This window comes from Pseudomonas sp. 5.2 (assembly GCF_059025405.1).
In genome coordinates this window covers 176,556-188,089 of the sequence record NZ_JBYBHH010000006.1, presented here as the reverse complement: position 1 = coordinate 188,089, position 11,534 = coordinate 176,556, and the positions used below count along the sequence as shown (strand labels likewise).

Below are 11,534 nucleotides of genomic sequence, written 5' to 3'. Positions count from 1 at the left end.
CGTTGCTGGCTTAGGCCGAATTGCTAGGGGATGGACGTTCAGCACATCATGCCCGAGTGGCGCATGACGAAAGGCGGGCTGTATTTCGTGCCCCTATCAGCGCGTGTGCGGCCGTGGATAGTTAAGGCCCACTCTGATTTCTTTGCTGACCACCACTCGAGTCCGGCCTGGCAGTATTAAGTGAAAGGTTGGCGCTCGGAGGTTTTAGATAGAGAACTTGCCAGGAGTACATTTGTACGCCTTCGCCCGTCCCCTCACCCATTTCAGGTTTCTGACCTACTCCTTCGAGCTTTCCGCATCGCTTGAGGCTCGCAATTCCTTGATTTCAGCTTCTGCGCTTGCGAGTTTCTGGACTAGCTTGCCTTCCCTCTGCTGTGCCGCGGAGGCATCGGAGCGGGCTTCGCTAACCTCTTTGGTCTTGGCTTCGAGCTGGTGCGCCAATAGCTCCTTGGCACCTTCCGCGCGAGCAGTCGCAGCATTAGCGATGCCCAGGTCGCCTCTCAGATGTTCGATAGCATCGCGATGCTGATTAGCCTCCTTGGCATGCTGCCGGTTCTCAGCGATCAACCGTTCGTTGTCGCGGATCATGCGAGTGGCTTCTTCCTGCTTAACCATCAGTGTCTGCTGGAGCAGGGTCATCTCTTGCTGCATTTGGTAGATCTGAGACTCATGGCGGTTTAGATCTTGGTCGCGCTGTTCCTTTACTGAGACTCGGTAGTGCTCCAGTGCTTCTCTGGCATGCGTGTGCTTCTCCTCCAGAGATTCGATTTGGGCATCCTTCTCTTGGACACGAACCTCAAGGTCACTGCAGCTCTGGCTAATGCGGGCGTTACGGGTAATCTCGGTCTGAAGGCTGGATTGAACGGTCTTGAGCTCTTCATCCTGGGCCTGCAGTGCAGACTGCAGCTTTGTAATCTCCCGTTGCGCCTGTTCTAGGTCACCTTGAAGTGTACTGCTCTCTGCCTTCATGGCTTTGCGCTCAACCTCGAATGCAGAACGCTCGTGTGCCAGCGCTTCATTCCCCTCCTCCAGCAAGCGCTCAAGCATCTTGCTCACCATCTCAGTGAGTTCATCACTTAGGCGTGAAGGCGAAGCCGAGGGGCGGGGATCATGCGACTCAATCTCCTTCAAATATCGCTGAATCGTTGTCTTTGAACCGGTATTTCCGAGTTCGATGCGTATCGCGTCGATGCTAGGGTTCTGCCCCCTCGATAGCAGAGCCTCGCGAGCCTTGCGCACCAGCACCAGGTTAATACCGCCTCTAGCCATGTCTGCTCCTACAATTTCGTACTGTTTTACGTTTCATGTAATTACGTGCCACTTTAACACAAAATCACTAAAAAATTTCTCCAATAAATGGCAAGACATAATCGAGGTTTATGGCTTGTCATGGTCCGAGTCGGGGGTAAAATGGCCCGGTAAGCGGTACAAGTGGCGAATGAGAGCTACTGGAGCTCGAAACGGAGGATTGGCGTGATTGATGTGGCCAGCAAGGCAGATAAATACTTAGAAGCGAGCGTCCGAGAGAACACATCGAAGAGCTATGCGGCTGCCCTCACCCACTATGAGGTGACCTGGGGCGGCTTTCTGCCAACCACCACCGAGTCAGTGGTGCGGTACATCGCTGAGTACGCTGACCAACTTGCGCTCAGCACCCTCAAGCAGCGCCTGGCTGCCCTCGCCAATTGGCATCAAAGCAACGGCTTCCCCGACCCTACTAAAGCCCCTAAAGTCAGGCAGTTGCTGAAAGGCATTCGGGCGTTACACCCGGTGCAGCAGAAGCAAGCAGCCCCGCTTGCGTTGCTACACCTCGAAAAGGCGGTAGCTCACCTCGAAGGTGAGGTAGCTCAGGCAAGAGCCGCGGGGAACATGGCCACTCTGCTCAAAGCGACTCGCGATATCGCCCTGCTAACAATCGGTTTCTGGAGGGGGTTCCGCGGGGACGAACTGGCTAGGCTCACGATCGACAACACGCATGCTGAGCGGTACGTCGGAATCAGGTTTTACCTAGGCTCGAGCAAAGGAGATCGGCAGAACATCGGGCGTGAATACAAGACGCCTTCGTTGAGCAAGCTTTGCCCAGTAGAGGCCTACTTGAATTGGATTGAAGCTGCCGGCCTAACCCGCGGTGGAGTGTTCAGAGGCATTGATCGCTGGGGGAATATCAGTGATCGGCCGCTCGCGGCCCATAGCCTCATTCCCCTCCTTCGCGACATCTTAGATCGGTGTGGCTTGCCGTCCGAGATCTACAGTGCTCACTCGATCCGACGTGGGTTTGCCACGTGGGCCGCCAGTTCAGGCTGGGACATCAAAACTCTCATGGAGTACGTAGGCTGGAGCGACATGAAATCAGCGCTTCGCTATGTAGAGCCGGCTCAGCAGTTTGGGGGCCTTATCAGGAGGCTGGAGAAGTAAGATTAGCCTCCTCTAGCCCAAGAATGAAGGCTAGGCGCTTGAAAAGCCATCATACTTCTCAAGTACGGCGGTCGGCTGGATGGTAGTGTTGCTGTCAGGTTTGATGGCTATTGATTCACGTGCCTTGATACACGCAATTACCACTCCAGCGAGAGGCCCTGTGAAGGCAGGGCGCTCTCATTGCACGCCAGGCGCTGTAACACACGACAGCTCAGCAGCCGTGTGTTGCGACACCTGCTGGCTTCACTTGGCCTTGAGAACTTTCGGGTTGGAGTTTCCCCAGACCGTATAAAGGTCCGCCAACAGTGCGCCGTTGAAGGATTCCAGTTCCGCCTGGGTGATTTCTTCGCTGCCCTGCTTTCCGTACAGCACCACCTCATCACCAGGCTTTACTCCCGGTACGTCCGTGACATCGACCATCATGGTGTTCATGGTGACCTTGCCAATGACTGGCGCGCGCTTGCCATTGATCAGCACGGATGCCTTGTTGGAAAACGCCCGGCGATAGCCGTCCGAGTAGCCCGCCGGAATGTTGGCCACCAATGAGTCACGCTTCAAGGTGAAGATGTGGTCATAGCTGATGCCGCTGCCCGCCGGATACGGGTTGACTGCCGCCACGCGCGACTTGAACTGCATGACGCGCTCGAACTCCAGGTGTCCGCCCACCGGATAGCCATACAACGCAGCACCCGGCCGGACCATGTCCATCCAAGCTTCGGGCACTTCGAGTGTGGCGAAGGTGTTGGCGCAGTGCAGCAGCAGCTTGCTGCGGTCCAGGTTCGAGGCCTTGATCAACCAGCTGGATTGGGACTTGAACTGCTCCAGCCCTTTCAGTACATCGTGGCGCTCTTCGACCGGGAAGTGGGTCATGATGCCGACCAGTTCCAGGTTAGGCAGCGCCACCACCGTTTGAGCATCTTTCTTGCCCTGCTCGGTCGACATCTCTAGGCCATTGCGGCCCATGCCCGCGGAGTTCAGAGCTAAGTGAACGCGCAGTTTTTTCCCGGTGGCATGTGCCAATGCATCTAACTCACGCGCCACGGTCAGGTTGCCGACCATTTCATCGAGGTTGTACGCCAGACCACCTTTGACTTCGGCCAGGGTGGCGGTACGCAAGCGCATCAGGCGCCCCTGGAAACCCTGCTCGCGGGCCACCCGCGCCTCTTCGTTACTGGTGATACCGATGCACTCGATCCCCATCCTGATCGCTGACGGGGCCAATAGGGCAAGGCCGGTGCCGTAGGCGTCGGCTTTCATGACTGCACAGATCTTGCTTTTACCGTCCACCAATTTCTGCAGGCGGGTAATGTTGTTCTCGAACGCAGCTTTATTGATCTCGAGCCAAGCATTGCTTTCAGTCGCACTAGCCGAAGCTACAGGGTCGGCGATTTGGGTATCGAGCAGTGGCGCAGCGAGGCTGACGCGGGTGCACGCGACCAGCGCTAGGGCAAGTGTCAGGTGGCTAAGGGTGTGTCGCTTCATGGGAGTCGTCCATAGCAAGTCATGCGGCGGATTGTGTTTCTGCGGGCGTGTTGCCCGACGCCACAAGTCTCCAGCAGGCGGGCAGACGACAAATGTCGTACTGGCGGGCGATGGCGACGGAAATTGCTGTAATAGTGCGTTTAACGACTGTTTTCGCTGTATCGGGGCGGCAGTACTGGTGAAGCCTGGCTCACAGCAATGGCATAAGGCGGATACAGCGGTCATCAATACTCCTACATGATCGACCCCGCCTCCCCTTGGTGTTTCAAGCGATTTGTTTGGGGCCGTCAGATGAGCTGGTCCGCTACTGGGCCTTGACGACGTAGCACGCGTTGTACGAGTGGCCGGATAATGGTCATTTAGCGCTGCGCTATTTGCCAGGCTTGACCGCGAAGATGGTGATCGCGAGTGATATCAGGTTTGTGCCAACGCAGGAGCCTCCAAAGGACGTGCCTGCGCTGCCCCCCCCCCCGATGCAGTGAAGTTCGCGCAGAATTTCGCTGAAAACCTTTGGGCTGCCGCTCAGCCCAGCGCGGCCGCATTGCACAACAACAAGTGAAGCTGCTGTCGTAAATTTGCCCTTTGATAGGGTGTCAGCCGATTCCGCTGTGAATGATAGCTTTACAGCCGAAACAGTCACCCGAGCATGCTTCAAACAACAAAAAAGTCCGGCGCGGCTCACGCATGCTGAGCCATGGCCAAAGTGTCAGCGACAACACTTATAACAAGAGCAAAACAGCAACTTCCTTTCTACTGCCCTATTACAAACAACAACACCCAGGGACCCTATCCATGACATCTAAACGAATTCGCCTCGGCGCCTTGCTGTTCTCGTTGTGCGCCACCGCCGCCGTCCAGGCCAAGGAGTGGACTGAGATCCGCTTCGGCGTCTTTCCCCAGTACCCACCCTTCGAATCAGTCGCCGCCGATGGCAGCCTCCAGGGCTTCGATATCGAGTTAGGCAACGCCATCTGCACCAAGCTTCAAGTCAAGTGCACTTGGGTACACAACGAATTCGACGGGATGATCCCGGCCCTGCGCGCACGCAAATTCGACGCCATCATGTCGTCCATGGCCGTCACTCCCGCGCGTCTCAAGCAGATCGCCTTCAGTGACCGCCTATACCTCAGCCCCACCTCGGTGATTGTGCGCAAGTCGGCCGATTTCGGTGATACTCCCGAATCTCTCAAGGGCAAGCAGATCGGCGTTCTTCAGGGCTCGTTGCAGGAGGCCTACGCTCGCGCCAAGCTCTCCCCTCTCGGTGCCCAGGTCAAGGCTTACCAGTCTCAGGACCAGAACTACGCCGACCTGCTCAACGGTCGCCTAGACGCCACAGTCACAGACAAGCTTGAGGCTCAGCTGAACTTCCTGACCAAGCCAGAGGGCGCCAATTTCAAGAGCGGCCCGGCTATCAAGGACCCGACCCTGCCTCTGGACATCGCCATAGGCCTACGCACTACCGACACTGAACTCAAGGCACTGCTGGACAAGGGTATTGCAGCGATCCACGCCGACGGTACCTACGCTTTGATCCAGAAGAAGTACGTAGGCGAGCTGGACATCTACAACGAATGATCCCCTGACCTGATCGCCAGCAAGCCTGCAGCCACACGTGCGCGTGGGCGCGGGCCTGCCAGGCGATCAGTCTCTCCAGCGAGACCCTTTTGCGATGAACGACTTCTTCTCGAACGGACTACAGGGCTTCGGCCCGATGCTAGTCCAAGGCACTTGGATGACCGTCAAGCTGGCGCTGCTGGCACTGGCCCTGAGCCTGTTTCTCGGCCTGGTGGGGGCATGCGCCAAACTATCGCGTTCGCCCCTGGTACGCGTTCCAGCCACCCTCTACACCACGCTGATCCGTAGCGTCCCGGACTTGGTGCTTATCCTCCTGCTGTTCTACAGCCTGCAGATCTGGCTCAACGACCTGACCGAAGCACTGGGCTGGGACTATGTTGAGATCGATCCCTTCAGTGCAGGCGTGCTGACCCTGGGTTTCATCTACGGCGCGTACTTTACTGAGAACTTTCGCGGGGCAATCCTCAGTGTCCCCGCCGGACAGCTGGAAGCAGCCACCGCCTACGGCTTGAGCCGTTCCCAGCGGTTTAGACTGGTGCTGTTTCCACAGCTGATGCGCTTTGCCCTGCCAGGGCTTGGCAATAATTGGCTGGTGCTGCTCAAGTCGACCGCACTGGTGTCGATCATCGGCCTGGCGGACCTGGTAAAGGCCGCGCAAAACGCGGGCAAGACTACCAATGAGATGCTGTTTTTCCTGAGCATCGCCGGCCTCGTGTATCTGTTCATAACCACACTCTCAAACCGCCTGCTCAAGTACCTTGAACGGCGCTACAACAACGGTATCAAGGAGCTGGCCCGATGATCGAACTGCTTCAGGAATACGGGCTGGCCTACCTCTACAGTGATGGCAACGGCCTGTCCGGGCTGGCCATGACCCTCTGGCTATTTGTGGTCAGCATGGTGCTCGGTTTGGTGCTGTCGCTGCCACTTGCCCTGGCGCGGGTTTCGCGAAAAATATGGCTGCGTCTACCGGTGCAACTCTACACGTTCGTATTTCGCGGCACGCCGCTGTATATCCAACTGCTGATCTGCTACACCGGCCTGTACAGCCTCGAGGTGGTGCGCGATCACGCCCTGCTTGATCAGTTTCTTCGTAACGCCCTGAACTGCACCTTGCTAGCGTTCGTGCTTAACACCTGCGCCTACACCGTGGAGATCTTCGCTGGCGCCATCCACAACATCCCCCACGGCGAGATGGAAGCGGCCCAGGCTTATGGCCTGCGCGGTTGGAAGCTGAACCTGTTTCTGGTCCTGCCAGCAGCCTTGCGCCGCTCGCTGCCAGCCTACAGCAACGAACTGATCCTGATGCTGCACGCAACCTCGCTAGCGTTTACCGCAACCGTTGCCGACATCCTCAAAGTGGCACGCGATGCCAATGCCGCTACTTTTCTCACCTTTCAGGCGTTCGGCGTTGCCGCACTCCTGTACATGCTGTTGTCGTTTGCCCTGGTTGGCCTGTTCCGGCTGGCCGAGCGCCGCTGGATGCGCTTCCTGAACCCTACCCGAGGCTGATCCGATGCCCTTTTCTGCCCTGTCCGTGCCCATGACCGAAACCACCTCCACCGCCACCACCCTCACCACCACCAGCAAACTCAGCGTCGACGGTTTGCACAAATACTATGGTGACCACCAAGTGCTCAAGGGCGTGTCCTTACATGCACGCAAAGGCGACGTGATCAGCCTGATCGGCGCCAGCGGCTCGGGTAAAAGCACCTTTCTTCGCTGCATCAACTTCCTTGAGCAACCCGACGCTGGCAGCATCACGCTCGACGGCCAGACCCTGCAGATGCGCCCCGGTACACGTACTCCAGCACCGGCGCAACTACAGAACCTACGCACGCGCCTAGCCATGGTGTTCCAGCATTTCAACTTGTGGAGCCACCTTACGGTGTTGGAGAACATCTGCTTGGCACCACGCAAAGTCCTAGGCATCAGCGCCAAGGAAGCCGAAGCACGCGCCCGCATCTACCTGGACAAGGTCGGCCTGCCGACCCGTGCTGCCGAGCAGTATCCCGCGTTTCTGTCTGGAGGCCAGCAACAGCGCGTGGCCATTGCCCGCGCGTTGGCCATGGAACCGGAAATCATGCTTTTCGACGAGCCCACCTCAGCGCTCGACCCTGAGCTAGTGGGTGAAGTGCTCAAGGTGATACAGACGCTCGCCGAGGAAGGACGTACCATGCTCATGGTCACCCACGAGATGGGCTTTGCCCGCCAGGTGTCAAGCCAAGTGCTGTTCCTGCATCAGGGGCTGGTCGAAGAACACGGCGGCGCCGAAATCCTCGACCAGCCCCAAAGCGAGCGGCTACGGCAGTTCCTTTCCAACCGTCTGAAGTGAAACTACACCAACCATGGATATCAAGGCCAAGACGTCCCACTATGGGGAACTGGACCGCATCGACGAAGCCATCATCAACGTACTGCGCCATGAAGGACGGATTACCTATGAGAAGCTCTCGACCCTCGTTCACCTGACGCCCAGGCCCTGCCTTGAGCGGGTGCGTAAGCTCGAACGGCGCGGGGTGATTCGTGGGTATGGTGCGATAATCGACTTACAGACAGTCTCGCCGGGCTTGTTGCTGCTAGTCCTTGTGGCCTTGTCCAACCAGAGCGGACGCGCCGCGCAAAGAGCCTTCGAGGCTACCGTGCGCGCCTGTCCACAGGTCCATGAGTGCCAACTGATAAGTGGTCACTTCGACTATAGCTTGCGTATGCGCTGTCGCGACATGGAGCACTACCGGGTGCTGACCGAAACCTGGATGAGCGACGACGAACTGCACATCGACAAACTGGTCGCCCATCCAGAACTCGCAGCGATCAAGAGCACTGCTGCGCAGATATAAACCGCCTATCACGCGACGGGCCTTGTTAGGCCCTAGCGCTTGAAAACCGGCACGCACGTGCGCTAATCCGCACAGGCCTGTTACAAGCTCAACCCCACGCGATTCCGGCGCATCGACCCTGCCAGCAGGTCTCTTGCGCTGGAGGCTCGAACTCGTCCGATTCAACGTATCGAGCGATCGTCAACCGGTCATCATCGGGTAGGTACTGCACGCGATGCACCGCCACTTCACTCCGGCAGACAAAGACCGCAGCACTTGCCCGTGCGGTCAGTCTTGAAGGCAACGGTTGACTGTAGGCATCTCGGTACATCAGGTTCGGGGGGCGTGTGGTTCAAGTCGTCAATGTAGAAGTCGATTGCCTTGCCACTGGCATCTGCGCCAGTGAACGGATTGGGCTGAGTGCCCTTGGCTTGCATCACACTGAAGAAGGAACGCTGCGCATCACTCACGTTGCGTAACATTACAAGCTGAAAACAAAATCCCCACCTGAGGAGGTGGGGATTAGGGTCATTCGAAAATTACTTCCGAGGCGAAAGATGAATGCCGGCGATCATGCATCGAACTGAGCCCCCAGCCATCTCGATGGTCGGAACATCCAGCGGCACCAGCCTGGCAGACCGCTCGATGCGCTGCCGCTGTTCGGTCGTCAGACTATCGAAAGCCCTGCGAGAGAGCGCCAAGATGCGTCCATCTTTGCCAGAAAGCTCAATGGCGTTACCGGCAAATTCATTGATCTGCTGGTTGGTCAGGTCAATAACATCTCGTCCAGACTCCATCAGGCGCATGCGGACTTCCTCTGCGCGAGGCTTGCTGGTGAAGGTACCGAAGCCAACGAGGGCGAATTCAGTGGCCACGCACATCAGCACGTTGGTGTGATAGATCGGCGCACCCTTCTCATCCGCCGTATCGAACACCATCGGCTCAAAATTGAAGTGAGTGCTGAACCGCTCCAAGGCAATCGGATCGGCACGATTGGAGCGAGCGGCGTATGCCACCCTGGACATGTGATCGAAAACCATCGCCCCGGTACCCTCGAGGAACAGCTCATCCTGTTCAAGGCCCGAGTAATCGATCACATCCTGAACCCGGTAATCCTGCTTGAGCATCTCTATGACGTCTGCACGACGTTCGCGCCGACGATTCATGGAATACATCGAGTAAATAGCGACGTGCCCACCAGGGTGCGTTGAGAACCAATTGTTGGGAAATACGGAGTCAGGTGTGTTGTTCTCGCCGAAGTCATCAAAGAGATGCACCCTGACACCTTCAGCTTCCAGCCGCCCTGCGGCCTGAGTGACCTCATCCCGTGCTATCTCGGAGAGTGTTTGAGCGGCGATATCAGGGTTGCTGCTCTGGAACGAGTTATCCGCTGCCGTTTCTGGGTTAGGGGTGAAGGCATGGGGCCTGACCATCACCACCGCAGCAGGCGCTTGAATCGAACGCGTAGGAAATGCCATCTCGATATTCCGTTATGAATCTGATCTTAGAGTTATGCAACGCGGCGGATGCGTTTCTTGGCGGAGCGACCACGGGTGTGGCTGAACAAATCCTTAGGGTCATCTTCAACCCACGGAACGAGATCGATCTTGGTGCCCGCGCCACGCTTTTGTGCCTGCTCGAGGACATATCGCAACACCGAGTAGTCTTCCAAGGCGAACCCGACAGAGTCAAAGACGGTAACTTGGTCATCGCTTTGGCGACCCTGCTCCTCACCCGTCAGCACACGCCACAGGTCCACAACGGGCGAGTCGGCTTCGAGCTGCTGGATATCACCTTCTATACGGGTTTGTGGCTCGTACTCAACAAACACCCTGGCCTTACGCAGCACATCAGCATGCAATTCAGTCTTGCCTGGGCAGTCGCCACCAACGGCGTTCAGGTGCATCCCTGGCTCAAGCATTTCAGGTGTGATGATGGTGGCGTAGGCCTTATCGGCTGTTACAGTCGTCACGATGTCCGCACCCCGCACTGCCTCGGCAACGCCCTGGGCGCGGGTGATTTTCAGGTCAGTGTATTCCTGCAGGTTGCGGATGAGTTTGGCGGTTGCCTGAGGGTCGACGTCATAGGCGACGATCTCCTGGATGCCAAGGTGCTTATGGAACGCGAGCGCTTGGAACTCGCTTTGAGCGCCGTTACCAATGAGGGCCATCTTCCGAGAGTTTGGGCGAGCCAAAGCTTTGGCCGCCATCAGGGAGGTTGCCGCTGTGCGCAGAGCTGTCGCAATTGTCAGCTCAGACAACAGCACTGGGTATCCCGTCTGGACGTCCGCCAGTACGCCGAAGGCCATCACGGTGTGAAGATCCTTGAAGGTATTGGATGGATGCCCATTCACATACTTGAATGCATACTGGTTATTGTCAGCGACAGGCATCAACTCGATCACCCCTACCGCCGAGTGACTGGCTACCCGTGCTGACTTGTCAAACTCCGGCCAGCGCTTGAAGTCGTCGCGAATCACTTCCGAAAGCTCACCCAGAAATTCAACTACGCCGACATCACTGACCAGATCGGACATAGTAGGCACGTCGATGAAATGCGTCATTTTTATGCACCTTGAAAGTGCGCCCGCCTTAATAAAGTGCGTTGAGGGCGCTATTTGTGATTGTGTTGACCTCCTGAATTTTGATGAAGAACTGGAGCAGTTTGAAGCGTGCAGGTTGCCATATTTTACAAATTTCTAGACAATCTGCTCACAAAAAACAGCAATATGGATGGAATGCAGCACATGGACACCACTGATCGTGATCTGATCGCCCTTCTCAGAGACAACGCTCGCACCCCAGTAATGACCCTGGCCAAGAAGCTGAAGGTTGCTCGTGCAACGGTTCAGAACCGTATCGCCAAGCTCGAGGAGCAAGGCATCATCATGGGCTATACGATCCGACTCCAGTCCGACGCCATCGGGCATGGGGTGAGGGCTATAACCAGCATCAGCATCAGTGGGCACCATGCTGCAGAGGTAAAACACGCATTGCGCGGGCATCCGAACGTGGTGGCCATCCACACCACCAACGGAAGATGGGATCTCATGGCAGAGCTTCGAGCAGACACTTTGGAGGCCTTCGACAAGGCGCTGAACACCATTCGCTCCATTCAGCACATCGAAAACACCGAAACCAGCATCCTCCTGTCGACCTTCAAGATGTAATCCGAAACGATCATTTGCGCACCATGCTAGTGCGATTTTGCATATTGCTCATAATCACGAGCACTTTGCTACTA

General features: G+C 56.9%; 11 protein-coding genes. 7 read left to right on the top strand and 4 right to left on the bottom strand.

What is annotated here, in order from left to right:
* Positions 1-276 precede the first annotated feature (276 nt).
* Entirely contained in the window at positions 277-1,269 is a 993-nt protein-coding gene (locus AC5PZ0_RS11800; protein WP_493855007.1) for a DNA-binding protein, read from the bottom strand.
* A 204-nt stretch (positions 1,270-1,473) separates the two neighbouring features.
* Between AC5PZ0_RS11800 and AC5PZ0_RS11795 the strand changes: the two genes are divergently transcribed.
* Complete coding sequence (locus tag AC5PZ0_RS11795) at positions 1,474-2,415, top strand: tyrosine-type recombinase/integrase (protein WP_493855006.1); 942 nt, start codon at positions 1,474-1,476, stop codon at positions 2,413-2,415.
* A gap of 243 nt (positions 2,416-2,658) precedes the next feature.
* Here AC5PZ0_RS11795 and alr read toward each other — a convergent pair whose 3' ends face one another.
* Positions 2,659-3,897 (bottom strand): alanine racemase, encoded by a 1,239-nt coding sequence (gene alr / locus AC5PZ0_RS11790; RefSeq protein WP_493855005.1) that lies wholly within the window; start codon positions 3,895-3,897, stop codon positions 2,659-2,661.
* A 792-nt stretch (positions 3,898-4,689) separates the two neighbouring features.
* On the opposite strand from alr, the gene AC5PZ0_RS11785 reads away from it, so the two are divergent.
* From AC5PZ0_RS11785 to AC5PZ0_RS11765, 5 genes are all read left to right on the top strand, one after another.
* Positions 4,690-5,472 carry an ABC transporter substrate-binding protein gene (locus tag AC5PZ0_RS11785; RefSeq protein WP_433735229.1) on the top strand — a complete coding sequence of 261 codons (783 nt, stop codon included), beginning with the start codon at positions 4,690-4,692 and terminating at the stop codon, positions 5,470-5,472.
* 94 nt (positions 5,473-5,566) lie between these two features.
* The gene (locus AC5PZ0_RS11780) at positions 5,567-6,274 is read left to right on the top strand and encodes an ABC transporter permease (RefSeq protein ID WP_433735228.1); all 708 of its coding nucleotides are present in this window, start codon (positions 5,567-5,569) and stop codon (positions 6,272-6,274) included.
* Positions 6,271-6,984 carry an ABC transporter permease gene (locus tag AC5PZ0_RS11775; RefSeq protein WP_493855004.1) on the top strand — a complete coding sequence of 238 codons (714 nt, stop codon included), beginning with the start codon at positions 6,271-6,273 and terminating at the stop codon, positions 6,982-6,984. The genes AC5PZ0_RS11780 and AC5PZ0_RS11775 overlap by 4 nt, the downstream gene beginning before the upstream one ends.
* A gap of 31 nt (positions 6,985-7,015) precedes the next feature.
* Complete coding sequence (locus AC5PZ0_RS11770; RefSeq protein WP_493855082.1) at positions 7,016-7,807, top strand: ABC transporter ATP-binding protein; 792 nt, start codon at positions 7,016-7,018, stop codon at positions 7,805-7,807.
* 13 nt (positions 7,808-7,820) lie between these two features.
* Positions 7,821-8,312 carry an Lrp/AsnC family transcriptional regulator gene (locus AC5PZ0_RS11765; protein WP_433735226.1) on the top strand — a complete coding sequence of 164 codons (492 nt, stop codon included), beginning with the start codon at positions 7,821-7,823 and terminating at the stop codon, positions 8,310-8,312.
* 518 nt (positions 8,313-8,830) lie between these two features.
* On the opposite strand, the gene ctlX is transcribed toward AC5PZ0_RS11765, so the two are convergent.
* Positions 8,831-9,769 carry a citrulline utilization hydrolase CtlX gene (ctlX, locus tag AC5PZ0_RS11760; RefSeq protein ID WP_046785876.1) on the bottom strand — a complete coding sequence of 313 codons (939 nt, stop codon included), beginning with the start codon at positions 9,767-9,769 and terminating at the stop codon, positions 8,831-8,833.
* 32 nt (positions 9,770-9,801) lie between these two features.
* On the bottom strand, positions 9,802-10,854 hold the full coding sequence (gene ocd, locus AC5PZ0_RS11755) for an ornithine cyclodeaminase (RefSeq protein WP_493855003.1): 1,053 nt from the start codon (positions 10,852-10,854) through the stop codon (positions 9,802-9,804).
* A gap of 183 nt (positions 10,855-11,037) precedes the next feature.
* Here ocd and AC5PZ0_RS11750 point away from each other — a divergent pair, with 183 nt between their 5' ends.
* Positions 11,038-11,460 carry an Lrp/AsnC family transcriptional regulator gene (locus AC5PZ0_RS11750; RefSeq protein WP_046786383.1) on the top strand — a complete coding sequence of 141 codons (423 nt, stop codon included), beginning with the start codon at positions 11,038-11,040 and terminating at the stop codon, positions 11,458-11,460.
* Positions 11,461-11,534: the final 74 nt, after the last annotated feature.